26 protein-coding genes and 1 tRNA gene are annotated in these 24,681 nt (G+C 62.4%); 14 read left to right on the top strand and 13 right to left on the bottom strand.

The annotated features are described in order from the left end of the window. Nucleotide 1 precedes the first annotated feature (1 nt). The 6 genes from JST30_13900 to sufD all read right to left on the bottom strand — a co-directional run bounded on the left by JST30_13900 (nucleotide 2) and on the right by sufD (nucleotide 4,343). Entirely contained in the window at nucleotides 2–343 is a 342-nt protein-coding gene (locus JST30_13900; protein MBS1715418.1) for an iron-sulfur cluster assembly accessory protein, read from the bottom strand. A 2-nt stretch (nucleotides 344–345) separates the two neighbouring features. After that, nucleotides 346–813: an Rrf2 family transcriptional regulator gene (locus JST30_13895; protein MBS1715417.1), complete on the bottom strand. Its 468-nt coding sequence runs from the start codon at nucleotides 811–813 to the stop codon at nucleotides 346–348. 83 nt (nucleotides 814–896) lie between these two features. Then, nucleotides 897–1,253: a DUF59 domain-containing protein gene (locus tag JST30_13890; protein ID MBS1715416.1), complete on the bottom strand. Its 357-nt coding sequence runs from the start codon at nucleotides 1,251–1,253 to the stop codon at nucleotides 897–899. Between the two features lie 12 nt (nucleotides 1,254–1,265). Further along, nucleotides 1,266–1,715 carry an SUF system NifU family Fe-S cluster assembly protein gene (locus JST30_13885; protein ID MBS1715415.1) on the bottom strand — a complete coding sequence of 150 codons (450 nt, stop codon included), beginning with the start codon at nucleotides 1,713–1,715 and terminating at the stop codon, nucleotides 1,266–1,268. A gap of 54 nt (nucleotides 1,716–1,769) precedes the next feature. Beyond that, nucleotides 1,770–2,987: a SufS family cysteine desulfurase gene (locus JST30_13880; protein MBS1715414.1), complete on the bottom strand. Its 1,218-nt coding sequence runs from the start codon at nucleotides 2,985–2,987 to the stop codon at nucleotides 1,770–1,772. A gap of 21 nt (nucleotides 2,988–3,008) precedes the next feature. After that, nucleotides 3,009–4,343 carry a Fe-S cluster assembly protein SufD gene (gene sufD / locus JST30_13875; GenBank protein MBS1715413.1) on the bottom strand — a complete coding sequence of 445 codons (1,335 nt, stop codon included), beginning with the start codon at nucleotides 4,341–4,343 and terminating at the stop codon, nucleotides 3,009–3,011. Nucleotides 4,344–4,923: 580 nt separating this feature from the next. Here sufD and JST30_13870 point away from each other — a divergent pair. The 5 genes from JST30_13870 to JST30_13850 all read left to right on the top strand — a co-directional run bounded on the left by JST30_13870 (nucleotide 4,924) and on the right by JST30_13850 (nucleotide 9,532). Beyond that, complete coding sequence (locus JST30_13870) at nucleotides 4,924–6,213, top strand: adenylosuccinate synthase (GenBank protein ID MBS1715412.1); 1,290 nt, start codon at nucleotides 4,924–4,926, stop codon at nucleotides 6,211–6,213. A 1-nt stretch (nucleotide 6,214) separates the two neighbouring features. Beyond that, nucleotides 6,215–6,598, top strand: a complete 384-nt coding sequence (locus JST30_13865; protein MBS1715411.1) for a VOC family protein — start codon at nucleotides 6,215–6,217, stop codon at nucleotides 6,596–6,598. Nucleotides 6,599–6,681: 83 nt separating this feature from the next. Continuing rightward, nucleotides 6,682–7,470, top strand: a complete 789-nt coding sequence (locus JST30_13860) for a redoxin domain-containing protein (protein ID MBS1715410.1) — start codon at nucleotides 6,682–6,684, stop codon at nucleotides 7,468–7,470. A gap of 15 nt (nucleotides 7,471–7,485) precedes the next feature. Continuing rightward, nucleotides 7,486–7,776, top strand: a complete 291-nt coding sequence (locus JST30_13855) for a TlpA family protein disulfide reductase (GenBank protein MBS1715409.1) — start codon at nucleotides 7,486–7,488, stop codon at nucleotides 7,774–7,776. A 115-nt stretch (nucleotides 7,777–7,891) separates the two neighbouring features. Continuing rightward, entirely contained in the window at nucleotides 7,892–9,532 is a 1,641-nt protein-coding gene (locus JST30_13850) for a serine hydrolase (protein ID MBS1715408.1), read from the top strand. On the opposite strand, the gene JST30_13845 is transcribed toward JST30_13850, so the two are convergent. Continuing rightward, nucleotides 9,529–10,314: a hypothetical protein gene (locus tag JST30_13845; GenBank protein ID MBS1715407.1), complete on the bottom strand. Its 786-nt coding sequence runs from the start codon at nucleotides 10,312–10,314 to the stop codon at nucleotides 9,529–9,531. The genes JST30_13850 and JST30_13845 overlap by 4 nt on opposite strands. A 122-nt stretch (nucleotides 10,315–10,436) precedes the next feature. Between JST30_13845 and JST30_13840 the strand changes: the two genes are divergently transcribed. Continuing rightward, entirely contained in the window at nucleotides 10,437–11,549 is a 1,113-nt protein-coding gene (locus JST30_13840; GenBank protein MBS1715406.1) for a DNA cytosine methyltransferase, read from the top strand. Between the two features lie 7 nt (nucleotides 11,550–11,556). On the opposite strand, the gene lepA is transcribed toward JST30_13840, so the two are convergent. Continuing rightward, nucleotides 11,557–13,353 (bottom strand): elongation factor 4, encoded by a 1,797-nt coding sequence (gene lepA / locus JST30_13835; protein MBS1715405.1) that lies wholly within the window; start codon nucleotides 13,351–13,353, stop codon nucleotides 11,557–11,559. 119 nt (nucleotides 13,354–13,472) lie between these two features. On the opposite strand from lepA, the gene JST30_13830 reads away from it, so the two are divergent. Continuing rightward, nucleotides 13,473–14,345, top strand: a complete 873-nt coding sequence (locus JST30_13830; GenBank protein MBS1715404.1) for a hypothetical protein — start codon at nucleotides 13,473–13,475, stop codon at nucleotides 14,343–14,345. A 1-nt stretch (nucleotide 14,346) separates the two neighbouring features. On the opposite strand, the gene JST30_13825 is transcribed toward JST30_13830, so the two are convergent. Together JST30_13825 and JST30_13820 are read right to left on the bottom strand one after the other, a co-directional pair. Then, a tRNA-Gly gene (locus JST30_13825) sits at nucleotides 14,347–14,420 on the bottom strand. A gap of 76 nt (nucleotides 14,421–14,496) precedes the next feature. Continuing rightward, nucleotides 14,497–15,285: a hypothetical protein gene (locus tag JST30_13820; GenBank protein ID MBS1715403.1), complete on the bottom strand. Its 789-nt coding sequence runs from the start codon at nucleotides 15,283–15,285 to the stop codon at nucleotides 14,497–14,499. A gap of 79 nt (nucleotides 15,286–15,364) precedes the next feature. Here JST30_13820 and JST30_13815 point away from each other — a divergent pair, with 79 nt between their 5' ends. After that, nucleotides 15,365–16,693 carry a nucleotide sugar dehydrogenase gene (locus JST30_13815; GenBank protein MBS1715402.1) on the top strand — a complete coding sequence of 443 codons (1,329 nt, stop codon included), beginning with the start codon at nucleotides 15,365–15,367 and terminating at the stop codon, nucleotides 16,691–16,693. Here the strand turns inward: JST30_13815 and JST30_13810 are convergent. Then, on the bottom strand, nucleotides 16,690–17,124 hold the full coding sequence (locus JST30_13810; protein MBS1715401.1) for an acyl-CoA thioesterase: 435 nt from the start codon (nucleotides 17,122–17,124) through the stop codon (nucleotides 16,690–16,692). The two genes, JST30_13815 and JST30_13810, sit on opposite strands and share 4 nt — an antisense overlap. A gap of 48 nt (nucleotides 17,125–17,172) precedes the next feature. Continuing rightward, entirely contained in the window at nucleotides 17,173–17,787 is a 615-nt protein-coding gene (locus tag JST30_13805; GenBank protein MBS1715400.1) for a hypothetical protein, read from the bottom strand. A gap of 106 nt (nucleotides 17,788–17,893) precedes the next feature. Between JST30_13805 and JST30_13800 the strand changes: the two genes are divergently transcribed. Genes JST30_13800 through JST30_13785 form a run of 4 tightly spaced genes read left to right on the top strand, consistent with a single transcriptional unit; the run spans nucleotide 17,894 to nucleotide 21,864 of the window. After that, complete coding sequence (locus JST30_13800; protein MBS1715399.1) at nucleotides 17,894–18,709, top strand: ATP-binding cassette domain-containing protein; 816 nt, start codon at nucleotides 17,894–17,896, stop codon at nucleotides 18,707–18,709. Continuing rightward, entirely contained in the window at nucleotides 18,702–19,595 is an 894-nt protein-coding gene (locus JST30_13795; GenBank protein MBS1715398.1) for an ABC transporter permease, read from the top strand. The genes JST30_13800 and JST30_13795 overlap by 8 nt, the downstream gene beginning before the upstream one ends. Next, entirely contained in the window at nucleotides 19,592–20,740 is a 1,149-nt protein-coding gene (locus tag JST30_13790) for a peptidoglycan DD-metalloendopeptidase family protein (GenBank protein ID MBS1715397.1), read from the top strand. The genes JST30_13795 and JST30_13790 overlap by 4 nt, the downstream gene beginning before the upstream one ends. 38 nt (nucleotides 20,741–20,778) lie before the next feature. After that, nucleotides 20,779–21,864, top strand: coding sequence for a class I fructose-bisphosphate aldolase (locus JST30_13785; GenBank protein MBS1715396.1), 1,086 nt, complete (start codon nucleotides 20,779–20,781; stop codon nucleotides 21,862–21,864). 71 nt (nucleotides 21,865–21,935) lie between these two features. Here the strand turns inward: JST30_13785 and JST30_13780 are convergent, their stop codons facing one another. Next, complete coding sequence (locus JST30_13780) at nucleotides 21,936–22,397, bottom strand: hypothetical protein (protein ID MBS1715395.1); 462 nt, start codon at nucleotides 22,395–22,397, stop codon at nucleotides 21,936–21,938. 155 nt (nucleotides 22,398–22,552) lie between these two features. Here JST30_13780 and sufB point away from each other — a divergent pair, with 155 nt between their 5' ends. Then, the gene (gene sufB, locus JST30_13775) at nucleotides 22,553–24,115 is read left to right on the top strand and encodes a Fe-S cluster assembly protein SufB (GenBank protein MBS1715394.1); all 1,563 of its coding nucleotides are present in this window, start codon (nucleotides 22,553–22,555) and stop codon (nucleotides 24,113–24,115) included. Next, complete coding sequence (locus JST30_13770; GenBank protein ID MBS1715393.1) at nucleotides 24,115–24,675, top strand: hypothetical protein; 561 nt, start codon at nucleotides 24,115–24,117, stop codon at nucleotides 24,673–24,675. Before sufB ends, JST30_13770 begins: the two co-directional genes overlap by 1 nt. Nucleotides 24,676–24,681: the final 6 nt, after the last annotated feature.

Genomic DNA, 24,681 nt, shown 5'->3' with positions numbered 1-24,681 from the left:
GTCAGTCCTTCTTCTTGAGAGAGAAGCTCGTTCCGCACCCGCACGACCGGTCGGCGTTCGGGTTTTCGAACGAAAAACCACCCCCGATGAGGTTGCCCGTCCAGACCAACTTCGCACCCTGCAAGTACTTGGCAGACTTCTCGTCGCAAAGCAACGTCAAGCCGTCGGTTTGGGCCACGAGATCGATAGGAAGGCGGTTGTCTTCGAGCTTCAAGACGTACTCGAGCCCGCTGCATCCGCCTCCCTTGACCCCGAACCGTATACAGGTGTCCTGTCCCCCTTTTCGAAGTTTGAGCGACTTCAGCTGTGCGAGAGCTTCGGGCGCGACTTCGACCGGGAACATCGTCAGGCCATGACCTGTTGTCGGGACGGACTGAAGCTGACGTTGCAGTCGCCCGTCTTCGACTGGAGGATGTCGGCGATCGTCAACCCCTCAAGGGCACCGTCGACCGAGCCCTGGATCTTGCTCCAGAGGGGCCGCAACATGCAGTCTGTCTCGTGGACGCACGTTTCGAGGATGCCGCTGTGCCGCTCGCAGAAGCCGGGGCCGTACATCCGTCCGCCGAGGGCTTCGAGGACCTTACCGACCTCGATCTTCTCGACTTCCATATTGAGCGAATACCCCCCGGCCTGGCCGCGGGTGCTCTTGATGAACCCGCTCTGTCGGAGGATGCTGAGGAGTTTCGCGACGTGGGACGGCGTCAGTCCTTCTCGTTTGGCGATGAGAGGAATCGTCAGAAATCCGTCCCGACCTTCGCGGGCGAGTGACAACAGGCACCGGAGACCGTATTCTTCCTGGGCGCTGAACTTCATGGAATAACCTACTGTTCAAGACCCGGCCCTCTATAAAGAGTACTCAGGCCTCGACTTTATTGTGACACCCTATTCAATCCTCTTTAGTACAGTCCCAGTTCCAAACGGATGTGGTCGGGAATGCGGTCGATAGTGAACGGAGGGTCCCAGACAAGGCTTAGACGGACGGCCGAAACGCCCTTCGTCCGACGGGCCGCGTCCTCCACTTCGCCGGGCAAAGTCTCGGCGACAGGGCACGCCGGACTGGTCAGCGTCATGCTGATATCGACGGACGCGTCCTCCTGGACATCGAGGGCGTAGATGAGGCCCAGATCGTACACATTGACCGGGATTTCAGGGTCATAGACCGTCCTGACAGACTCGATGACCTGGTGTTCGAGCAGCGACCTTTGGATCGAGTTCAGACCCGTCGAAGGCTCGATCGGCTCAGGCACGGACACGCCCTCCTGGTGTCATTCGGTCGTCACCGTGCCGTCGCCGGAAAGGGCGGAGTGCATCGCGTGCCAGGCGAGCACCGCACACTTAATGCGGTTCGGAAACCGGCGCACTCCCGTCAAACAATTGAGAATTCCGAGGTCTTGGCCGTCGTCTAAAACATTGTCATTATTTTCAATGACATGCTGTCTAAAATTATTGAATAGTTCCTCGGCGAAAGCCACCGTCTGCCCCTTGACGGCTTGGGTCATCATGCTTGCACTGGCCTGGCTGATGGCGCAACCCTGACCCGTGAAGGCGGCGTCCGCGATCGTCCCGCCCTCGACTTTGAGCCAGACCTTGATCTGATCGCCGCACAACGGATTGAAGCCCTCCGCCAGGTGGGTGGCGCCAGGGATCTCCCGCCTGTTCCTCGGGTTCTTGCCGTGGTCAAGGATGATTTCCTGGTAGAGGTCGGTGAGGTCCATCAACTTTCCGCGTTCGTCCTGATTATGGTCCGTGACCGGCTCGCGGCACGCGTCCTAGGCGAAGAGCCGCGCGACTTTGTCCAGCCCTCGGACGAGCGCTTCGACGTCGTCTTCCGTGTTATAAGCGGCGAGCGAAGCCCGAGTCGTCGCCGGGACGCCGAACCGCCGCATCAGGGGCTGGCAACAATGGTGGCCCGTTCTGACGGCGACCCCTTCCGAATCCAGTACCGTCCCCACATCGTGAGGATGCGCGGCCTCCATCGTAAAACTGAGAATGCCCGCCTTTCGAGCGGCTTGACCGATGACCGTGATCCCTGGAATCCGGGTCACGGCTTCCGTCGCCGTCCGGAGAAGGTCCGACTCGTGCCGCGCCAAGGATTCGACGTCGTGCCGTTCGAGCCAGTCCAGGGCGGCAGCGAAACCGATCGCCCCAGGCACGTTCGGCGTGCCCGCCTCCAGCCTGTCAGGGAGCTCGGCGAACGTCGTCTCCTCCATCGTGACCGAACGGATCGTTCCGCCGCCCGTCTGGTACGGAGGGAGCCGGTCGAGCAGGTCGAACCGGCCGTAAAGCGCGCCTGTCCCCATCGGGCCGTAGACCTTGTGGGACGCCATTGCATAGAAGTCGGCCCCGATCGACGACACGTCGACGCGGACGTGGGCCAGGGCCTGCGCACCGTCGACCGTCACCAAGGCTCCGGCACGATGGGCTTCCGAAACCATGTCTCCCACCGGGTTCACCGTGCCGATCGCGTTACAGACGTGCTTCACCGCGACCATCTTCACAGGATGCGAAGCCAAGAGCCGAACGTAGTCGTCCAGGTCGATCTCGCCAGAGTCCGTGACCGGGATCGGGACGACTTTCGCCCCCGATAGCGTGGCGGCCTGTTGCCAGGGCACCAGGTTCGAGTGGTGCTCCATCGTGCTGACGAGGACCACGTCACCCTCGGAGAGGTTAGCCCTTCCCCAGCTCGATGCGACGAGGTTGAGGGCTTCGGTACACCCTTTCGTGAACACGATTTCCTCAGGACGGGAGGCGCCGATCGCCCGGGCGACGGTGGCCCGGGCGGCGTCGAACTTGTCCGTGGCCCTTTGTGAGACCGTATGCACGCCCCTATGGACGTTCGCGTTGTCGTACCGGGTGAACGCTTCGACCGCCTGGATCACGGCTTCGGGCCGTTGGGTGGTGGCCGCATTGTCGAGATAGGCGAGGCGCCGGCCGTTCACTTCTTGGTCGAGGGCCGGGAACTCGTTGCGCAAAGGGGCGACGGTCATGGTGTCCTCCCTTTCATGACGTCAAGACAGGTCGACACCGAGCTTGTTGTAGAGCTTCCGCTCCAGGGCGTCCCGGACGTCGTCCATCGTGATCAGTTCCACGACTTCGGCCGCGAAGGCATAGACGAGGACGGCTTTGGCCGTCTCTTGGGGCACTCCGCGCTGGCGCATGTAGAACAAAGGCGTGTCCTCGAGCTGCCCCACGGTCGCACCGTGCGTGCACTTCACGTCGTCCGCGAAGATCTCGAGCTGAGGCTTCGAGTCGATCGTCGCCTGGGGGCTCAACAAGAGGGCCTGGTTCGTCTGTTTCGCGTCAGATTTCTGAGCGTCTTCGTGGACGAAGATCTTGCCGTTGAAGACGACCGTGGCGCCGTCAGCGACGACCTGCTTGTAGATTTCGAAGCTGTTGCACTCGGGGACCGCATGGTCCAGACGGGTGTGATTGTCGATGTGCTGGCTCCCGGCCGCGCAGACGACTCCGTCGAGCCGGGTCACGGCGTTCTTGCCCTCGAGCCATATGGACTGGTCGACACGGGCCGTCGAACTTCCCAGGCAGACGTTGTAGCTCTTGTACTGACTGTCCCCGGCTTGACGCGTCTGCCAGAGCCCGATGTGCAACGAGGTCTCCGCTTGTTCTTGGACGCGGACGTGCTCGACTTGTGCCCCGGTCCGGACGAAGACTTCGGTCATAGGCACGACGGCGCCGTCGGCGCCCGGATCACTGACGTACGATTCGACGATCCTGACGGACGCGTCCTCCTCAGCGACGATCAGAAGCCGAGGGAACACGAGCGGGCGGACCCCTCCGTCGGAAGGTGTCAAACGGTGGACGATCTCGACCACAGGATCAATGGTCGCGCCCTTTGCGACGCGGACGATCGTAGCCTCGGGGAACAACGCCGTGTTCAGCGATCCGAAGACGTGGTCGTCGGGCGAGATCGTGCGGTCGCCGGCCACGGTCGTTCCTGGTCCACTGTGACCGAACAGTCCGTCCGCAGTCCCCTCGCCCAAACGCTCGATCGTCAAGCCTAAGGGAAGCGCGTCCGGTCGACCCGTAATCGTTCCGTCCGTCAGCGAGATCCGGACCGATCCCGGTTCGAGGAACCCTTCGGCCTCCCCAGACCCTAAGCCGGGCGACCTCCGGACGTCCCATTGGCCTTCGCTTAAGGCCCTGACGCTGGTGTACTTCCACTCCTCGTCCTTCGACGTCGGTAGACCCCGGCCGACAAAGGCGTCAAGGGCCTGGCGCCGGATCGTGGCGAGGCCGTCGGAACTGGAGCGGGCGAGGTCGTCGGCCCTCGAGGAAAGGTCGGTCACGGCAAGACCTCCCGTCCCTTGGGCCAAGGGAAGCGTCATGGCCCGAGTCTACGGTATCGGAAGCCCGACCCGGGGTCCACGTGGCCTAAACGTCACGAAAGTGTGCAGGCCTGTCGTCTGTGTTCAATCGTCCAGGCACCGGTCGAGCACAAGGCTCACCGCGCGAATGACGAGACGGTGCCCGAGGGCGATGCGGCGGAGGGGTCGGCTCATAGTTTCCATCCGTGAAAGGAAGCGTGCCCTAACATTGGAGGGAGAACGGCCGGATGTGACAGGGCCTATCGGGGAGTGGTCGAGGCGACCGAGTCCGGAGCCGTGGGCACCGGTCGAAATCCCGCTCGGCTTGCGGGGCGAAACAAGCATGGCAACGTCCTGAAAGAACCCGTTCCCGGGTGGGCCGCTTCTGCCCGGCCCTATTAAGCCGGGACGGATCGACCCCCTTGATTGTACGGTGACTTTGGCCGACCGAGAACTTGGTTCCCGTAAGAAAACAATCGGATTTGGTATCCTCGTCGGGTCGAGATAAGGCTCAACGGTCAAGCGGCCGGCGGATCCTCGAAACCGAACGGGTCCCGCCGGCCGCTTTGTCGTCAGGCGGGCCCGAGAACAGGGATCGAATATGAAGACTCTCGCCATCGTCGGCGCCCAGTGGGGCGATGAAGCCAAAGGCAAGATCGTCGATGTCCTCGGGGCCCGGGCCGACTTCGTCGTCCGCTTTAGCGGCGGGAACAACGCCGGACATACCGTCATCGTCGGAAAGGACGACTTCAAGTTCCACCTCCTGCCCGCGGGAATCCTCTATCCCGGCGTCACCGCCGTCCTAGGGGGCGGAATGGTCGTCTGCCCTAAGGGGCTCATCGACGAACTCGAAGCGACACGTTCCAAAGTGTCCGAAATGGGACGGCTGGTGGTCAGCCCTGCCGCCCATGTCGTGTTCCCCTACCACCGGCTCTTGGACCGGCTCGAAGAGGAAGCGAGGGGACAGAACAAGATCGGCACGACGTCGCGCGGGATCGGCCCGGCTTATACCGACAAAGTCCAGCGCAACGGCATCCGGATGGGCGAGTTCGTAGAACCCGAGGTGTTCCGGCAACGACTGTCCGAAGTCGTCGCCGTCAAGAACAGGTATCTCGAACTCTTCGGGCACGAACCGCTCGATTTGGACGCCCTGCACGACGAATACGCCGGGTACGCCCAGGTGTTGCGGCCGTACGTCCTCGACTGCGAGACGATGCTCCAGGACGCGGTCCGGGACGGCAAGCGGATCGTCTTCGAGGGCGCCCAGGGCACGTTCCTGGACCTCGACCATGGAACGTATCCTTACGTGACGTCGAGCCACCCGGTCTCGGGCGGCGCCTGTCTCGGTACGGGGATCGGCCCCAGGGACATCGGCGGCGTACTCGGTGTCTGTAAGGCGTACACGACCCGCGTCGGCTCCGGCCCGTTCCCGACCGAACTCACCGACGCCATCGGCGACCGGATCCGTGAGCAAGGCAACGAGTACGGGACGACGACGGGACGGCCCCGCAGGTGCGGTTGGTTGGACCTCTTCGCCCTCCGCCACTCCTGTCGCGTCAACTCGGTGTCGGGGCTCGTCCTCACGATGCTGGACGTCCTGAGCGGGTTCGATACGGTCAAGGTCTCGACCGGATACAGAAGGGGCGGGGCGCCCGTCAGAACGTTCCCTTGCTGTCCACACGAATGGACGGGGCTCGAACCCGACCTCGAAACGTTGCCCGGATGGCAGGGCGACCTGCGAAAGGCCCGCGCCGTCAGCGACCTTCCTCTGGAAACCCGCGAGTACGTCGCGTTCATCGAGGAGTTCTGTGGCGTCAAGGCGGCTATCCTGAGCGTCGGGCCGGACCGGGCTGAGACGATCGTGCTCCGCGACGACCTCTTCGGAGCCTGACATGCTGAAACGCAGGGCGCAAGAGACGCTGTACTATGTCGACGACCTGGACGCGGCGATCGCGTTCTACACAGGGACGCTCGGACTGTCGTTGATCGAGAAGTTCGACTTCGGTTTCGCCCTGATCGACGCGGACGGGCTCGGTAGCACGATCGGTCTCATGTCCGCCTCGCTGCACGGCGCGGACGACCTGGGACACGGCCATCCCCGGCCGCGTCTCGTGTTCCAGGTCGAAGACGTCGAGGCCCAGGTCGAAGACCTGAAGTCCAAGGGCGTGACGGTCACGGCCGTCTCGGGTGAAAAGGGACAGACGCGGGCCGCGCACTTTTATGACCCTGACGGGAACCCCTTCTTCATTTGGGAAGACGGCTCCGCAGAATTTTAAGCGTCTCGGTTCCCTTCGTCACGCTCACGGCGATCAGCCTGTATCATGGAAGCGCGCCGGAGCGTCCGGCGCGAGGAGGACGATTGAAGGGAATCCGGACCGTGATGATCGGGGCGCTCGCCCTGACCGTGTGCGCAGGCTTCGCACAAAAGAAGGCTGATCCGCTCGAAGCCGAGTTCACGAAGTTGAACCAAGACTACAACAAGGCTCTCAGCGACTACTACAAGCCGTTCGAGGACGCAAAGACAGATGAAGAGAGGGAGAAGATCAAGTTGGACCCGGCGAAGGATCCGACAAAACGGTTCTTCCCCAAAGCCGTGTCCCTTGCCGACCGGTCCAAAAAGAACAAGAGCCTCTTTTGCCGGGCCGGAACGTTCGCGCTACGAATGGCGATGGGACTCAACGACCAAAAGACGAGCGACCGGTTGCTCGGCGAACTAGAGGCAAGGGCCATCGACCAACCCGAGTTCGGCCACTCCCTCTATCTGCTCGACCAGTACGGGTACGTGTTCTTCCAGGACCGTTCCAAGGCTGCCGAATGGTCGCTGAAGCACTGCGACAAGATCATCGCCGCCACGAAGAACCGGGAAGTCAAGGCCGCGGCCCTGATGCATAAGGCCGAGGTGTACGCGCCGCCCTATGGAGAGTCGAGAGACCTGGCTAAAGGACGCGAGATCTATGTCGCGCTCCGGGACAAGTACGGCGATACGACGTCCGGCAAGCGCGCCGGAAACGAGCTCTTCCGGATCGACCACTTGCAGGTCGGGATGGTCGCCCCGGATTTCGAGGCGACAGACGAATCGGGCAAAGCCTTCAAGTTGAGCGAGTACCGCGGTCAAGTGGTCGTGCTCGACTTTTGGGGCTTTTGGTGAGGCCCTTGTAGGGCGATGATCCCTCACGAGAAAGACATGGTCGCTAGGTTGAAAGACCGACCGTTCGCTCTCATCGGGATCAACAGCGACGGGGACCGGTCGGTCCTCGGAAAAATCCTCAAGGAACAAGGCATCACCTGGCGACAAGCGGTCGACGGTTCGACCGAAGGGCCGCTTGCGAAGAAGTGGGGCGTCAGGGGTTGGCCCACGATCTACGTCCTCGACAAAAAGGGCGTGATCCGCTTCAAGGACCTCCGTGACAAAGAACTCGAAGAAGCGGTCATGAAGCTACTCGCAGAGCCCTGACGGGCGTCGGGACGGGCGGCGACACTCGAGCCACGGTGGTTCCGCCCGTCCGGTTCTTTCCGACGGCCCTAAAACGGCGAAACCAACGACCTCGTTTGGTGGTACCTAATGGCGCATGGCCCGAGCGCTCTTCACCCTTTCTTTCGCGGCCCTCGTCGCATCGTCCTTCGCCCAACTGCCATCGGACTTCGAATCCAAGGTGGACACGGTCTGCAAGGAATGGAACACCAAGTCCGGCCCGGGAGGCGTCGTCGGCGTCGCCGTTGACGGCAAGCTCGTCTTTGCCAAAGGCTACGGACTGGCGAACGTCGAGAGCGGGACTCCGAACACCGCCGACACCGTCATGGACGTCGGAAGCGTCAGCAAACAGTTCACGGCCGTGTGCATGCTGCTCCTTCAGGAAGAAGGCAAACTCGACCTTGACGACGACATCACGAAGTACGTCCCAGAGATCCCGACGTTCGGCAAGACCGTCACGATCCGTCAACTCCTGGAACACGTCTCCGGTCTTCGCGACTACCTCACGCTCATGGCGGTCTCGGGTTGGAACCTGCAAGACCGCAGGACGTTCGAGGACGCCATGGACGTCATGACCTTGCAACAAGGACTGAACAGCGAGCCGGGGGCACGGTTCAACTACTGCAACACGGGCTATATGTTGTGCGCCGTGATCGTCGAACGGGTCTCGGGTTCGACCTTGGCCCGGTATGCGAAGGACAACGTCTTCACACCGCTCGGCATGGACAAGTCGTCGTTCGTCACCGGGGGGTCCGCGATCCTTCCGGACCGCGCGCTGAGCTACCAGAAGGGCCTCCTTGGGCAGACCCAGAACGCGACCTCTGGCATGGAGATCTATGGTGACGGAGGCGTCCACACGACGGTCGCCGACCTCGTCAAGTGGCACGAGAACTTCGTCGACAACAAACTCGGCAAGAAGCGCAAGGAACTCGTTGCGGAAATGCTCGAGGTCGGGGTGACGAACGATAAGAAACCGACGAAGTACGCGCTCGGGCTGTTCGTCGACGACCTGGACGGCGTCCCGCGCGTCCAACACGGCGGAAACTGGCTCGGCTTCAACGCGATGACCCAGCGCTACCCGACCAAACACGTCTCCGTCTTCGCGCTCGGGAACGACGGCACCAACCTCAGCTCTCCCTATGCCGACCAGATCGCCAGGCTCGTCCTCAACCTGCCGGCCCCCGCCGAGAACGCCGAAATCAAGTTAGCGGCCGAAAAACTCAAACCGTTCGAGGGCACGTACGCCTTTCCCGACGGAAGGGTCTTGACCGTGTCCCGGAACGCCGAACAATTGTCGGCACAGGTCACGGGGCAGCAGGCCCTTCCCATCTTCGCTTCGTCCGACACCAAGTTCTTCTACAAGGCCGTCAAGGCGACGTTGGACTTCAAAAAGGACGACTCGGGTTCTGTGGTAGGAGTGACCTTGCGACAAGGGCCGGCTGTCATCGAAATGAAACGCGGCGAGCCGTTTAAGCCGAGTCCGGAGGACCTCAAAGGTTGGGTCGGCACGTACGTCTGCCACGAAATGCCGATGACCATCGACGTCACCGTCGACGGTGACAGGCTCAAGGGCGTGGATCAGGACGGAGACCCGTTCCCTCTCTCGCTCACCTCGAAAGACTCGGCGTCCGTCCCTGGCATGTCGATCAAGGCCGTTCGGGACTCTGGCGGCACGATCCGGTACGTCACGTTGGACGTCGGGCGGGCTGTCGGAATGAGGCTGATCCGGAAGAGCTAATCGTTCGGAAAGCGGGCCGTCTCGTCGACACCGTCAAGGATCGACAAGCGGCCCGACTTGTCCTTCGCCTCGAGCCGGGCCATCGGTTCGCCCCCTTGTTTACGGACGGTGACGCGTCCGAACTGGCCCGTGTCGTCGGACTCCAGCATCGCGACTTTGTTCCCGTTCCGGGTATGGGCGATCACGCGGCCGTCCCCTTTCTCTGTCGAGCCCATAGACGCCAGAACGAAACCGCGGCCGTTGTAGACCATCGCGGTTCCGTTTTGGGAGTCGGCCGTCGCCTGAAAGCCGGTCCATCCGCCCTTTCCGAACACGGACACCGAACCCGATTCGCCCTCCAAGCCCAGCGAAGCCGCCACCTGGTCCTGTCGCCCCAGGACCGAGACCGAACCTGGCGTCAAACGGACGCCGCCCTCGGTCTCGTTCGCGCGGACGTCGATCATCGTGGCCGTCGTCCGACCTAGGACGGCCTCGAAGGCTCTCATCCCTTTGGTCTCGACACTTCGGGCGGTCAGAGTGCCGGCATCCGTATCGCGAACGTCCGCGTAACCGATGGTCGCACGGTCGCTGACGAACTGGCTGACATGTCCGCTATAGGCGTTGAGCGACTGGACGGTGATCGTGTCCGCCACGATCTGCCGCGGATATTGCTGCTGCTGAGGGTTTTGTCTCGGAGCGGCGATGGCGATGAAAGCGAGGACGACGAGGCAGGCCGTCAGCCCCGCCCGATACTTCCGGTTCGTGCTTTCCAGGGCGGCTAGACGTTGCTCGATCGTGTCCATCACCTCTCAGACGTCGCAAGCCCGAAGACGGTGCGACCGGGACGTACTGGGACGCCGGATCGGGGGAGGCGTTTGTCACGTCTCTAGTCCTGGTGCGGTACGCCAGCTTCTTCACGGGCGCCATGGGGCTCGACCTTGGACTGGAACAGGCCGGGTGGGAGTGCGTCTTCGCGAACGAGGCCGACAAAGTCGCGTGCCGGACCGTCCGAGCGAACCGGCCCGACCTGAGGCTGGTCGAAGGCGACATCCGCTCTCTCGAACCCGGCGGTCTACGCATCGGGTCGAAGATCGGTGCGGTCGTGGGCGGGCCCCCTTGCCAAGCTTTCTCGACGGCCGGGCGGCGGCTGGGTCTCAACGACGAACGTGGAAACGTCTTCCTGCACTTCCTTCGCCTCGCCGTCTCGCTTGATCCGGACCTCATCGTGATCGAGAACGTCCGGGGGCTGCTCTCGGCTCCGCTAGTCCACCGTCCGCACTCCGAGCGGGGGTTCGGTTTCGCCCCGATGTCTCCGGACGAACTTCCTGGCGGCGCGCTGTCCCAAATCTTGGCGACCCTTCACAGTGCCGGGTTCCAAACGACTTTCGACCTTTATGATACGGCCAACTTCGGAGTCCCTCAACGTCGAGAGCGTCTCGTCCTCGTCGCCTCGCGCTCTGGTCGGGCGCCGTACCTTACACCGACCCACGGCGGTCCGCGGCAGCCCCGTTGGCAGACCTTTGCCGATGCCGTCAACGGACTTCACGGGCATCAAGACCACACTCACCTCAGGGAGAAACAGGCCCGCTTCGTGAAACACCTTGCGCCCGGACAGAACTGGCGGAGCCTTCCGCCCGACATGCAGCGCTTAGCGTTGGGGAACGCGTACGAATGCGGCGGCGGGCGCACCGGCTTCCTACGACGCTTGGCCTGGGACGAACCGGCACCGACGATGGTGACGTCGCCGACCATGCCTGCGACGTTGCTCGCTCATCCCGTCGAACTCCGACCGCTCAGTGTCCAGGAGTACGCCCGGGTCCAGACCTTCCCCGACGAGTGGCGGTTCGAAGGCACGCTCGCCCAGCAGTACCGTCAGATCGGCAACGCCGTGCCCGTCCGCTTCGGATCCGAGATCGGTAGACAGGTCAAGCTGTTCTTGGAGGGAAAGCCGACGACGGCAAACTCTGGCACACGCGCGAACAGCCGGTACCGGGGAACCGCGGACAAGACGTGGCGTACGGACGTTCCCGAAGCCTGAACTTTGCTTACTCCGCGACTTTCAGGACGCTGAGGAACGCTTCCTGCGGGACTTCGATCGAGCCGATGTTCTTCATCCGCTTTTTGCCCGCCTTCTGCTTCTCCAGCAATTTACGCTTGCGGGTGACGTCGCCGCCATAGCATTTCGCAATGACGTTCTTACGGAACGGTTTGATCGAGTCGGCCGCGATGATCTTGGCCCCGATCGCGGCCTGGATCCGGACTTCGTACTGTTGCCTCGGGACGACCTTGCGGAGCTGCTCGACGATGGCACGGGCCCGCGCGTAGGAGAACTGCCGGTTGACGATGAACGAAAGGGCGTCGACCATATCGCCGTTGAGCAAGATGTCGACCTTGACGAGGTCGGATTCCGAGTAGGCCGACAGCTCGTAGTCGAACGAGGCATAACCCTTCGTCTGCGACTTCAGCTTGTCAAAAAAGTCCAGGAGGATCTCGGCCAAGGGCAACGAGTAGTACAGGATCGCCCGGTTGTGCGAGGGGTATTCCGACTTCTTGTACGTGCCGCGACGCTCTTGGCACAAGGTCATGACCGTTCCCACGTACTCGTTGGGCACCATGACCGTGGCGTCGACCATCGGCTCCTCGATGCGCGCGATCTTGGTCGTCTCCGGCATTTCGCTCGGGTTGTTGACGTCGATCGTGTCCCCGTTCGTCAAGTGGACGATGTAGTCGACCGATGGCGCCGTCAGGATCAGATCAAGGTTGAATTCCCGCTCTAGCCTCTCCCGCGCGATGTCCATATGGAGCAAGCCTAAGAAACCGCACCGGAAACCGAACCCGAGCGCGGCCGACGTTTCCGGTTCAAAATCGAGCGAGGCGTCGTTCAATTGGAGCTTTTCGATCGCGTCGCGAAGGTCTTGGTACTGGTCGGCGTCCGTCGGATAAAGGCCGCAGAACACCATCGGCTTGGCCTTCCGGTAACCGGGTAGGGGCTCCACTGCAGAGTGTTCCGCCAACGTGATCGTGTCGCCGACCGAGGCGTCGCCGATGGACTTAATCGCGGCCGTCACGAACCCGACCTCGCCTGCGTTCAGGACTTGGCCGCGCTCGAGGAACGGCCGGAACACGCCGACTTCGTCGACGTCGAAGGTCTTTCCCGTCGACATCATCTTGATCTTGTCGCCGGGTTTGACCGAGCCGTCCACGACCCGGACGTAGGCCACTGCGCCTTGGTAAGAGTCGAAGTGCGAGTCGAAGATCAGGGCCCTGAGTGGCGCATCGGCCTGGCCTTTGGGCGGCGGCACGCGTCGGACGACCGCCTCCAGGATCTCGGGGATGCCAAGCCCGGACTTAGCCGACGCGGGGATCGCGTCCGAGGCGTCGATGACCAATGCGTTCTCGATCTCCTCCTTGGCCATTTCGACGTCGGCGTGGGGGAGGTCGATCTTGTTGATCACGGGGATGATCTCCAAGTTCTGGTTCATCGCCATTGAGGCGTTGGCGATCGTCTGAGCTTCGACGCCCTGGGTCGCGTCGACGAGCAACAACGCTCCTTCACACGCGTAGAGGGCACGGGAGACCTCATAGGTGAAGTCGACGTGGCCGGGAGTGTCGATCAGGTTGAACTCGTACTCGTTGCCGTCGCTGGCCGTGTACGCCAACCGGACGGCGGTCATTTTGATCGTGATGCCCCGCTCGCGCTCGAGGTCCATGGTGTCGAGCATCTGCTCCTGAGCTTCGCCGCGCACCGCCCCCGTACGTTCGAGGATGCGGTCGGCCAGGGTGCTTTTCCCATGGTCGATGTGCGCGATGATGCAAAAGTTACGGATGTGGGACTGGTCCATGGAAGGCGGGCCGGGCGGAGTGTACCGGTGCCACGGGAGGGGGCCCCGGCTCTCGGGACGCGCAGGCTTCACGAGTCATCCGCCGACTCGGGCCGTTTCCCAGCTAAAATAGAAGCGCCATGAACGTGCTTCGATCGATAAGCGCCGGACTGATGCTCGTGACCGCCGTCTGGGCAACGGCAAGTCTTGACCGCCCACGGATCACGTCACCGCGCGACGGCTCGAACGTGCGCGGACCGATCGTCGTGATCACAGGGACATCGGACGAAGAATCCGTCCGCGTGTCCGGGATCAGGGGAACGGAACAGGTGTTCTCCCGACCCGTCCAAGTCCGCGACGGACGTTGGGAAACCTCGGCCCGCCTCGAACTCGGATCGTACGTGATCAAAGTCGAAGACAAGTCCGGGAATTCGTCCATCGACCTCAAAGTCGGCCGCGGCGCACCTGGCGGCGGCGGGACGATCCCCGTTGACCGCCTTCGTCTCGACAGCCCCCGGAACGGCTCGACGCTGGGAGGGCCGAAGGTGACGGTCAGTGGATATGCTGCGAGCGGCCGCGTCGACGTCCAGATCGATCAGGGCAAACGCAGGGTCTACTCGGGCCGACCGACGGTCCGGAACGGACGATGGAGCGTGGACGTCCGTCTGGATCCGGGCAGCTATGTCGCCTCCGCCCAACAAGACGGACGTCGAGAACGGGCCGATTTCAAGGTGCGGGGCGAAACCCAGAAGCCTTTCATCAATGTCCTGACGCCACGGAACGGCGGGATCGTCATCGGTACGACGGTGCGGTTCGACGGGACGTCGAGCACGGACCGCGTGACGGTCTCTGTCTTCTCCGGCAACCGACGGGTCTCTCGTACGACCGTCGACGTCGACCGTGGAAAGTGGTCGTGGTCGGTGCAATTGGATCCCGGCAGCTACCGCGTGTCGGCGGAAGACAGCGGGATGCGGAGTGAACGGACGTTCACCGTCAAAGGTAACAAAAGGTGAATGGAGCGGGCGATGGGAATCGAACCCACGTGGCCAGCTTGGAAGGCTGGAGCTTTACCATTAAGCTACGCCCGCCCGCTTAGGTGAGAGAGTACCAGGTGCCACGTTCCATGTGCCAGGAAAAAGGAGCATGGAACGGGGCGCTTCAGCCCTAGAACCTGACGTTCACCGACCAATAGGCGTACTTGCCGCGGACGAGGCCGACGAACAACGTCGCTCCGAGGTCGGCGCCTTTGCGGGGACTGGCGGCCAACCTCCCGAGATCATAGCCGAGCCCAACGTTCCAATTGAACTTGTCATATTCGACGACGGCCTTGCTCCTGGGCGAGATGTTCATGCTGACGTTTCCGAACGCGCTGTCGAACCGTCCGCTTCCCACGCCGAGCGACGCATGGAGCCCGCGCGGGCCGGCGTAAGTTCCGACCACGAAGTAAGACCTGCTGTTGCCCGGATCCTGGCCGTTGGGGCCTTCACCTTGGGTGCCCCCGTTGCCGCTGACGTCCTGTACGCCGACACCGAACCGGACGGGCCCGGTCTGGCCCGGAGGCGTGTACGTCAGGTTGCCGACGCTGTCGAGGCGGGTGCTCAAGACCATAAGGCTGTACGTGGCCGTCCCGTACTTGCCGAGCGGAAGGCCGACCATGAACTGGCCCGTACCGTTGCCTTTCGACTCGCTGGAACTCGTGTCGAGGAAACGTAACGTGGAGTTCGGGCTCAAGCTGCCTACGCCGAAAACGAACTGCCAAGGCTTCAGCGAATAGGCGATGGGGGTGCTCAGGCTCCAGGCGCCTGTCGGGTCGACCGAACCGTCCGGTGCGACCCCGAAACCGGAGCCGGGAAGTCCGGACGCGGACCGGAACTGCGGATATTGGCCGGCCCCCCCCAACTGGGCTTGCGCGAGGCAAGGAAGGACGAGGAGCAAGGGCCAGATTCGGCGCATGGGCGTCATTATGTCCGTTCGCGAGGGGAACGTCGTCCGTGCCACGGCACGTCGGGGCAGGTACCCTCTCCGACCTGTCATGGCCGTCCTCGAACCCAATCCGACGAACGTCGCGACGCTGAAGTCCAAAATCGCGGACAAGTCCGCCCTCGTGGGCGTCGTCGGTCTCGGATATGTCGGGTTACCGTTCGCGGTCGAAAAGGCGAAGGTCGGTTTCCAGGTCGTCGGGATCGAGCAGAACCCGATGCGGGCCGATAACGTCAACCGCGCCGAGAACTACATCGGCGACGTCCATGACGAGGAACTGAAAGACGTCGTCGGCAAAGGTCTGATCCGTGCCGAGTGCGACTTCGGCCGCATCGCCGAAATGGACGTCGTCGTCGTGTGCGTCCCCACTCCTCTCGACAAGAACCTCGCCCCCGACCTGCAGTACGTCCGCAGCGTCACAGCCGAAATCGCCAAACGGTTGAGACCGGGGCAGCTGGTCTCCCTCGAGTCGACGACGTACCCGGGAACGTGCGAGGAGGTGATGTTGCCCATCCTCGAAGCGGGCGGTCTCAAGGTCGAGCGCGATTTCTTCCTGGCGCACTCGCCGGAGCGGGTCGACCCGGGCAACAAACGCTATTCGACGAAGAACACCCACAAGGTCGTCGGCGGAGTCGGGCCGGGTTCGCTCGAAGTCGCGACCGCGTTCTACGGCATGACCATTCAAAACGTCATTCCGGTCTCCAGCGCGAAGGCCGCCGAGCTGACCAAAGTGTTCGAAAACACGTTCCGGGCCGTCAACATCGCGCTTGTCAACGAGTTAACGCTGCTTTGCGACCGTATGGGACTGAGCGTTTGGGAAGTCCTCGACGCGGCGTTCACCAAGCCCTTTGGGATCATGCCGTTCTATCCCGGCCCCGGCGTCGGCGGACACTGCATCCCCCTCGATCCCCACTATCTCGAATGGAAGGCGCGCGAACTGAACTTCACGACGCGGTTCATCGGGCTCGCCGGCGAGATCAACCGGATGATGCCTGAGTTCACGGTCCGGAAAGCCGCCAGGGTGCTGAACGAAGCGGGCATCGCACTGTCGAAGGCGAAGGTCCTCGTCCTCGGGGCTTCGTACAAGAAGGACATCGACGACTGGCGGGAGTCGCCGTCGATCGAAGTCATGCGGCTCCTCGTCGATGAAGGGGCAAAGGTCAGTTATCACGATCCGTTCGTGCCCTCGTTCTCCGAGCACGGTCTGACCCTCAGTTCGGTGCCGCTCGACCCGGAAACGATGAAGGAGTACGACCTTGTCGTGATCGCGACCGACCACTCGGGAACGGATTACGCTTCGGTCGTGTCTTCGGCACAGAGGATCCTGGACACGCGGAACGCGACGAAGGGACTGGGCGCTTCGAACGTGACGCTGCTCTAAGACCCGTCTTCGACCGTCGGCCACTGGGACGGGTCGCGGTCGAGCATGTCGCCGATCTCGGTGGGGATCGTCACCGCTTTCATCTCCGAACCCACGAACACGTGCCACGAGTATCCCTCGGTGACGCTCTGGCCCGTCGCTTCGTTGACGACCTCGTATTCGAACTTGACCGAAGCCCGCTTCCGCTCGCCCATCCAGACCCGGACCGCGACCCGGTCGTCGTATTTGACCTCCCCCTTATAACGGGCCCAGACCTCGACCACCGGCAGGCGGAAACCTGCGTCCTCGAGTTCTTTGTACGTGAACCCGCGGTCTCGGCACCACGCTCCGCGCGCCTGCTCGAACCAATAGAGGTAGTTCGCGTAATAAGCGTGCCCCATCATGTCGGTCTCGCCGTAGCGGACCCGGATCCGTTCGACCGTATCGGCCATCGGACAGTTATGGCCCGACGGCCGGTGATCGACGGGGCCGTTCGCCCCTTAGCTCTTGCGGCGCGTGATCTCGACGGTTTCGCTCCAGATGACGCCCTGACGGTCGGCTTCGCCTTGGCCCGATTCGGCGACGTCCGTAACCGCGCCGAAGCTGCAATATCCCTTGATCTCGGCCGTCCGCTCCTCGATCACGGTCGTGAACCGGAAGTCGGGAAGGCCCTTGGATCGGTACGTCTCGATGACGGCGACGCAACCCTTGGGCAGGGCGGGCGCACGGAGGAGGGTGTACACAGGCCCCTGGGCGTCTGGTGGAAGGAGGCTGAGGGTCAGCCGCTTCTTACGGAATCCGAACCAGCGGGTGAACTCATGGTCCACGGCCAGAAAGGGGTCGGTCGCGGCTGAATTCCGGCTTCCCGTCCATGTCTTTTGACCCTCGACGGTCACGGAATAGGCGTCTCCCGACCTCTTGACGACGAACGACCTGGAGTCCGTGCTCCCTGGGTTCGGCGACGCGCTCATCCGGGCTTTGTTCAAGTTGTACTTGACTTCGGCTTCGTAATCGGCGCACCGTGCGACCTTGGCGTGGGCGGTCTGGAGCAGGGCTTGGGCCGAAGAGCTTTCCCAACTGAGGACGGCGGCGAACACGGCGACCATGTCCGGCATGACGTGCACCCTGCGTACCGGAAGGCACCGATCCCATCGGATTCCGGCAACCTTGCCTAAGGCCCGACGGGAACCTGGGCAGATTCCAACAGGTACCATGAAGGGAATGCGGCCCGCGATCACCGAGGGCGCGGCCCCTTACGTCGAGTTCAGAGGCGTCGAGGTCGCCTATAACGACCTGGTTTCGGGGCTGAGAGGGGTTTCACTGACCGTCCAAAAGGGCGAGTTCGTGTTCTTGTGCGGCCCGACCGGCTCCGGCAAAAGCACGATGATCAAGTGCCTGACCCGCGAGGTCTGGCACACGAAAGGCACCGTGACCTTGGACGGTCGCGACCTCGGCCGCTTGCCCGTCGCCGAAGTCGCTCACCTTCGCCGGGCGATGGGTATCGTGCCTCAAGACTTCGGACTGCTGCCGAACCGCCGTGTCTGGGAAAACTTGGGATACGCGATGCGGGCGTGCGGCCGGACCCGCCGAGAAGTCCGGACGCTCGTCCCCCGGATCCTCGAGCAAGTGAACATGCTTCAACGGGCCGACGCCTTCCCCCGGGAGCTGAGCGGAGGCGAACAGCAACGTGTCGCCATCGGTCGGGCGTTGATCAACAACCCGCCATTGCTCTTGGCCGACGAACCCACCGGAAACCTCGACCCCGACCACAGCGTGGGGATCATGGAACTCCTTCTGCAACTCAACCTCAGGGGCACCACCGTCATCGTGGCGAGCCACGACATGCCGATCGTGGAGCGGTTCGGACAGCGCGTCGTCCTGCTGGAACACGGCAGGGTCGTCGCGGACAGTTCAGCCTTGGCCCTCGCCCATTCGGTCCACGAAGAGATCGTCCAGTCCTTGTCGTTGGAGCCCGACATGAACGGGAGAGCCACTTTGGACGGTGAGCCGCTGACGTTGGAGGGCGAGAATGCTTGACCGCATCGAGTTCCTGTTCGGAGAGGCGCTGGTTTCGCTCCGGCGCAACACTTGGATGACCTTCGCCGCCGTCACGACGTCGGGAATGGCCCTTTTCCTCTTGGGAGGTCTGGCGTTGGTCACGATCGGGTTCGCGAACTTCGTCACGGGACTCAGCAAGAGGGTCGAGATGCGGGTCTTCCTCAAGGAGAGCGTCACGGAAGCTTCGGCCAAAGGGCTCCAAGACAAGATTTTGAAGATCCCAGGGGTGTCCTCGGTACGCTTCGTCCCGAAAGTCCAAGGACTGCAAGAGTTCCTCAGGCAGAACCCGTCCATCGACATCAAGGGCCTTGAGATCGACAACCCGTTACCCGACGCCTACGAGGTCACCGTCAAGGACATGAAGGTGTTCGAGGACGTGGCGTCCAAAGTCCAGGCTTTGCCGGAAGTCGAGCGGGACGGCGTCAACTATCCGAAAGCCGAGCAAAGCTTCATGGCCGACGCGATGAAGACGTTGCCCTGGCTAGGAGGGATCCTCGGAGCCGCGATGCTCGTGACCAGCGGCATCTTGATCTACAACGCGATCCGCATGACGGTGCTCGCCCGTCGGCGCGAGATCCGGATCATGCAACTCGTCGGGGCCACCCGCTTCACCGTTTGGGCACCGATGCTGATCGAGGGCATGGTCCAAGGGCTCCTGGGCGGAGCGCTCGCCGCCTGTGTGCTTTGGGCCACGTCGACCTTGATCCAATTGACGGTCGTAAGGAACATGGACGCGTTCGGCCGGGTGCAACCCTTCCCGATCCAGCAGACCGTGGTCGTGCTCGGGATCGCGGGAGCCGCCTACGGCCTCGTCTGTTCGATGATCGCCGTCCGTGAGCCGCTCCAGGTCCGGAGGACGTCATGACACGCTTCGCGGCCGTGCTGGCCCTCGCCCTGGTGCCGTGCCTCTTCGCCTCGAACGTCGTCGCTCAGAACAAGACGTCGACGACAAAAGCGAAGACCGGCAAGCTCAAGGAGAAGCTTAAAGGCGTTCAGGCCAAGAAGAAGGCCGTCCGTGCCAAGCTCGTCCAGAAGAAGAAGGAAATCTACGTCACGGTGGCTGAGGTCGAGCAACTGGACTCGAGGATCACGAACGCCGAGACGAAACTGGCCGATACCAAAGAACGCCTCGCAGCTTCGAAAAAGGAGCAGTCCAAGCTGTCCGTGGAGCTGGACAAGACTCAAAAGCGGCTGATCGAAAAGCGGCAACAAGCGGCCCGCCGGATCCGGGGAATGTACACGTCCCGGAACGAGACCGTGCTCTCCGTCTTGATCGGCGCCCGCGACGTCAGCGACTTTGCGGCGCGGAAGTCCATCTTGGAACGTATCGCCCGCCACGACCATGAGGTCTTCGACGAGGTCAAGGTGCTCCGCGACGAAGTCGCGAGGAAGAAAAAGCGCCAGGACGCCGTCGTCAACGAGGTCGCACGGCTGAAAGCCCGGCTTCAGCTCCAGGAGGGCGAACTGAAGTTCGCGATGAACCGCAAACAGGCCGCTCTCGGTCAACTCCGGAACGAGAGGGACGACCTCCAGGAGGAGTTGGCGGCGATGGAGCGGGAGAGCAACAACATCGAGGCCCAGATCCGCGCCTATATGGCCACGAGCGGAGGCAAGGTCACGCCCCACGTCGGCGGATTCATCCTGCCCGTGAACGGGCGCTTTTCGAGCCCGTACGGATACCGCGTCCATCCCATCAGCCACAGCCGCAAGCTGCATACGGGCCAGGACATCGCGGCGCCTTCCGGAACGCCGATCAAGGCCGCCGGCAGCGGAGTCGTGATCTCGGCCGGTTGGCGCAACGGCTACGGGAACACGGTGATCATCGACCACGGAGGTGGCAAGTCCACGCTCTACGGCCACTGTTCCCGCCTGTTCGTCTCGTCAGGGCAAAGGGTCTCCATGGGGCAGCACATCGCCGCCGTCGGCTCGACCGGCTACTCCACAGGGCCCCACCTGCACTTCGAAGTGCGGATCAACGGCTCGCCCGTCAACCCGCGCAAGTACCTTTGAGTCCGGCCCGCCGAGCCCGGTTCAGATAGAATCCAGGCATGGCGACCACGCTTCCGGCGACCGGGATCGGCAAGATCCAGGAGGCCCTCGGTGACGACGCGCTCCTGACCCACCGCTGTTCCACCGTCGACAAGTCCAAGATCCATGTCCCTGGCCCCGACTTCGTGGACCGGGTGTTCGGGCCGAGCGACCGGAACGTCAAGGTCCTTCGCAGCCTGCAGACGATGTTCGATCACGGCCGCCTGGGAGGGACGGGCTATCTCAGCATCCTTCCCGTCGACCAGGGCATCGAGCACAGTGCGGGCGCCAGCTTCGCCAAGAACCCGGAGTATTTCGACCCTGAGAACATCGTGAAGCTCGCCGTCGAAGGAGGGTGTAACGCCGTCGCGTCCACCTTGGGCGTCCTCGGATCGGTCGCACGTAAGTACGCCCATAAGATCCCGTTCATGGTCAAGCTTAACCACAACGAACTCCTGACCTACCCGAACAAAGCCGAGCAGATCCTCTTCGGTCAAGTAGAACAGGCTTGGGAAATGGGAGCGGTCGCGATCGGCGCCACGATCTACTTCGGTAGCGAGGACTCGGGTCGAGAGATCGTCGAAGTCAGCCAGGTGTTCGCCCACGCGCACGAACTCGGTATGGCGACCGTCCTCTGGTGCTATCTCCGGAACAACGCGTTCAAAAAGGACGGCGTGGACTATCACGTCTCGGCCGACCTGACGGGACAGGCCAACCACCTCGGCGTGACCATCGAGGCCGACATCGTCAAACAGAAACTGCCCGAGAACAACGGCGGGTTCAAGGCGCTCAATACGGGCGGGTCCAGCTACGGCAAGCTCGACGAACGGATCTACACGCAGCTCACGAGCGACAATCCGATCGATCTCTGCCGCTATCAAATCGTCAATTCGTACATGGGCCGCGCCGGCCTCATCAATTCCGGCGGCGCGTCCGGTGCGAACGACACGAAGGACGCGGTCACGACCGCCGTCATCAATAAACGCGCGGGCGGTATGGGCCTGATCTCTGGCCGCAAAGCGTTCCAGAAGCCCATGGACGAGGGCGTGTCCCTGCTCAACGCGATCCAGGACGTCTATCTCTGCCCCGACGTCACGGTAGCGTGAACGGAGGCTGAGGACGAAGAAGGGGCAAGGCGGTTCACCGCCTTGCCCCTTTCTTGTTCCGGTCCGACCGCTTACGCTTTGACGCGGGTCAGAGTGGTGACCGAACCGTCCGTGTTCTTCGACGTGACCTTGTCGGGGTTTTCGAACGTCAGGTTCGACTGCTTCTGCTTGTTGAACTCGTCTTTCGCCCGGGTCTCCATCTGGCCGCTCATCGGCTCCATCATCTTCCGGTAGGTTTCGGGCACCGCACTCAGGTCGAACTTGACCGAATCGACCTGGGTCGTCAGGATCTTGCCGTCGTACTTGTACGTTCCGGCTGCGTCGGCCTTGATCTTGACTTTGCCTGCGGGGCCCATGTCCTGGTCCATCTCGATGTGCATCTTCATGCTGTCGGGCTTGGCGAAGGTCATCTTGACCGTCGACCCGGGGGGCATGTTCTTGGCGTCACTGACGAGCCAGCTTCCTTCGAGCGAAGGTGCGGACGCACAGCCTGCACAGACGATCAGGGCGGCGAGGAGCGCTTTCTTACTCACGGCGCGATTATTACGGAATTCTCGTGCCATTCGGCGCAATGGACTCAAAAAGGGAGGGGCCAGGATCGGGACGGCCGACCGGGACCTGCCGGATTCAGTTCTTGGCCCTGCCCGGACGACAACCGACACCCTGACGTATATTTAGCTTAGGGCGAATGGAACTGACCGACCAGAAACTGGAACCTCAAACCGATGACGAACTCCTGGAGCACTACGCCGAGCGCGAGTACCAATGGGGCTTCGTCAGCGACGTCGAGGCCGAGACCCTCCCGCCAGGACTGAGCGAAGACACCGTCCGGTTCATCAGCGCCAAGAAGGGAGAGCCCGAATGGCTTCTCGAATGGAGGCTTAAGGCGTTCCGGCACCTGCAGACCCTTCAAAGGCCGAAGTGGTCCAACGTCCACTTCCAGGAGCCCGATCTCCAAGCGATTTCGTACTATTCGGCCCCTAAGAAGAAGCCGGTCCTCGATTCCCTGGAGGACGCCGATCCTGAGCTTCTGCGGACCTTCGAGAAGCTCGGCATCCCGCTCAAGGAGCAAGAGATCTTGCTGAACGTTCGCGGCGCGGCCGACATTCATGCCGGCAACGCGCCCGCCACCGACGAGGCCGCCTCCCGAGTGGCCGACGCCGTCCCGGTCGGAGTCGCCGTCGACGCGGTCTTCGATTCGGTCTCGGTCGTGACGACCTTCAAGGAGACCCTCAAAAAAGACGGGGTGATCTTCTGCTCGATCAGCGAGGCCGTCCGGGAATACCCCGAACTTGTGCGCGAACATCTCGGCAGCGTCGTCCCCTACAGCGACAATTTCTACGCGACGTTGAACAGCGCCGTCTTCAGCGACGGTTCGTTCGTCTACGTTCCCAAGGGCGTGCGCTGTCCGATGGAGCTCTCCACGTACTTCCGGATCAACGCGGAGAACACGGGCCAATTCGAACGGACTTTGATCGTGGCCGACGAAGGGGCGTACGTCTCTTACCTCGAGGGCTGTACGGCGCCGATGCGGGACGAGAACCAGCTCCACGCCGCGGTCGTCGAACTGATCGCCATGAAGGAAGGCACGATCAAGTACTCGACCGTCCAGAACTGGTATCCTGGTGATCCCAAAACGGGCAAGGGAGGGATCTTCAACTTCGTCACGAAGCGCGGGATCTGCCGCGGTGATAAGGCCAAGATCACTTGGACTCAGGTCGAGACGGGTTCGGCGATCACATGGAAGTACCCCAGCGTGATCCTGCGTGGCGACGACACGGTCGGCGAGTTCTACTCCGTCGCCTTGACGTCCGGCAAGCAGCAGGCCGATACCGGAACGAAGATGATCCACATCGGCAAACGGTCACGGTCGACGATCGTCAGCAAGGGCATTTCCGCGATGAACGGCCAGAACACGTACCGTGGACTGGTCAAGATCAACGCCGGCGCCGACGGAGCGCGGAACTATTCGTGCTGCGACTCGATGCTGATGGGCGACCGTTGCGGCGCCCACACCTTTCCCTATATCGAGGTCAAAAACTCGACCGCGAAGATGGAACACGAGGCCACGACGTCGAAGATCGGCGAAGACCAGCTTTTCTACCTCGCCCAACGCGGGATCCCGGAAGAGGACGCGGTCAACATGATCGTCAGCGGGTTCTGCAAGGACGTGTTCCGCGAACTGCCGATGGAGTTCGCCGTCGAAGCGCAGAAGCTGCTTGCGGTCAGTCTCGAGCATTCTGTGGGTTGATGACCCGTCACGAGCCAGGGGTGACGTTCGAATACTCCCCCGAACGGATCTCGACCTACCTGAGCGTTCTGGTCGGTCAACCTTTGACGGACATGTGGCGACCCTGTTCACAGTGCTTCGAATTCGGGGAGCAACGCCCCTATACGACGCCAAAAGGACATGAGACGACTCGGGCGCAGGTCAGCCTCTTCGTTTATGCCAATTGGCGCATCGCCCAGAACGGTGTCGTCGTGATGGGAAGCGACGATCACCGACCGTCGCGAAGGGGGTCAAAACGGCGGTTTTATGACCGGAAGACGCCGCCGCGAGACCCGGAGAGGAGGAGGGCCTGGACGATCGCCAATGCGTTCCTTTCGAACTTGAAAACGTCCCGTTTTGTCGTCCTCTCGGTTGAAGTCGGCGCAGCGGGCCTCTTGCACCTGACATTGACCAAGGGAGTCACCATCGACGTCGTCCCTTGTGGCATCGATTCGGACGTTTGTTGGTGGTATCTGGCCGACCGCAGTCCGTCAGCCGAATGCTGGGTCGGGCCGGATCTGCGAGTCTACAAAGGTATCTGAAGCCAG

It is taken from the genome of Armatimonadota bacterium, from assembly GCA_018268395.1.
Classification (GTDB): domain Bacteria; phylum Armatimonadota; class Fimbriimonadia; order Fimbriimonadales; family Fimbriimonadaceae; genus JAEURO01.
Note: the sequence above shows the minus strand (reverse complement) of the source record. Positions and strands in the feature narration are given on the sequence as shown.

Excerpts from the sequence above, each read along its gene's own strand:
- JST30_13880 (MBS1715414.1), bottom strand. The coding sequence starts at position 2,987 with ATGACCGTCGCCCCTTTGCGCAACGAGTTCCCGGCCCTCGACCAAGAA.
- JST30_13845 (MBS1715407.1), bottom strand. The coding sequence starts at position 10,314 with ATGGACACGATCGAGCAACGTCTAGCCGCCCTGGAAAGCACGAACCGG.
- JST30_13900 (MBS1715418.1), bottom strand. The coding sequence starts at position 343 with ATGTTCCCGGTCGAAGTCGCGCCCGAAGCTCTCGCACAGCTGAAGTCG.
- sufB (MBS1715394.1), top strand. The coding sequence starts at position 22,553 with ATGGAACTGACCGACCAGAAACTGGAACCTCAAACCGATGACGAACTC.
- JST30_13865 (MBS1715411.1), top strand. The coding sequence starts at position 6,215 with ATGCTGAAACGCAGGGCGCAAGAGACGCTGTACTATGTCGACGACCTG.
- sufD (MBS1715413.1), bottom strand. The coding sequence starts at position 4,343 with ATGACGCTTCCCTTGGCCCAAGGGACGGGAGGTCTTGCCGTGACCGAC.
- JST30_13850 (MBS1715408.1), top strand. The coding sequence starts at position 7,892 with ATGGCCCGAGCGCTCTTCACCCTTTCTTTCGCGGCCCTCGTCGCATCG.
- JST30_13785 (MBS1715396.1), top strand. The coding sequence starts at position 20,779 with ATGGCGACCACGCTTCCGGCGACCGGGATCGGCAAGATCCAGGAGGCC.
- JST30_13840 (MBS1715406.1), top strand. The coding sequence starts at position 10,437 with ATGGGGCTCGACCTTGGACTGGAACAGGCCGGGTGGGAGTGCGTCTTC.
- JST30_13815 (MBS1715402.1), top strand. The coding sequence starts at position 15,365 with ATGGCCGTCCTCGAACCCAATCCGACGAACGTCGCGACGCTGAAGTCC.
- JST30_13805 (MBS1715400.1), bottom strand. The coding sequence starts at position 17,787 with ATGCCGGACATGGTCGCCGTGTTCGCCGCCGTCCTCAGTTGGGAAAGC.
- JST30_13770 (MBS1715393.1), top strand. The coding sequence starts at position 24,115 with ATGACCCGTCACGAGCCAGGGGTGACGTTCGAATACTCCCCCGAACGG.
- JST30_13810 (MBS1715401.1), bottom strand. The coding sequence starts at position 17,124 with ATGGCCGATACGGTCGAACGGATCCGGGTCCGCTACGGCGAGACCGAC.
- lepA (MBS1715405.1), bottom strand. The coding sequence starts at position 13,353 with ATGGACCAGTCCCACATCCGTAACTTTTGCATCATCGCGCACATCGAC.
- JST30_13795 (MBS1715398.1), top strand. The coding sequence starts at position 18,702 with ATGCTTGACCGCATCGAGTTCCTGTTCGGAGAGGCGCTGGTTTCGCTC.
- JST30_13790 (MBS1715397.1), top strand. The coding sequence starts at position 19,592 with ATGACACGCTTCGCGGCCGTGCTGGCCCTCGCCCTGGTGCCGTGCCTC.
- JST30_13800 (MBS1715399.1), top strand. The coding sequence starts at position 17,894 with ATGCGGCCCGCGATCACCGAGGGCGCGGCCCCTTACGTCGAGTTCAGA.
- JST30_13830 (MBS1715404.1), top strand. The coding sequence starts at position 13,473 with ATGAACGTGCTTCGATCGATAAGCGCCGGACTGATGCTCGTGACCGCC.
- JST30_13855 (MBS1715409.1), top strand. The coding sequence starts at position 7,486 with ATGATCCCTCACGAGAAAGACATGGTCGCTAGGTTGAAAGACCGACCG.
- JST30_13895 (MBS1715417.1), bottom strand. The coding sequence starts at position 813 with ATGAAGTTCAGCGCCCAGGAAGAATACGGTCTCCGGTGCCTGTTGTCA.
- JST30_13885 (MBS1715415.1), bottom strand. The coding sequence starts at position 1,715 with ATGGACCTCACCGACCTCTACCAGGAAATCATCCTTGACCACGGCAAG.
- JST30_13870 (MBS1715412.1), top strand. The coding sequence starts at position 4,924 with ATGAAGACTCTCGCCATCGTCGGCGCCCAGTGGGGCGATGAAGCCAAA.
- JST30_13820 (MBS1715403.1), bottom strand. The coding sequence starts at position 15,285 with ATGCGCCGAATCTGGCCCTTGCTCCTCGTCCTTCCTTGCCTCGCGCAA.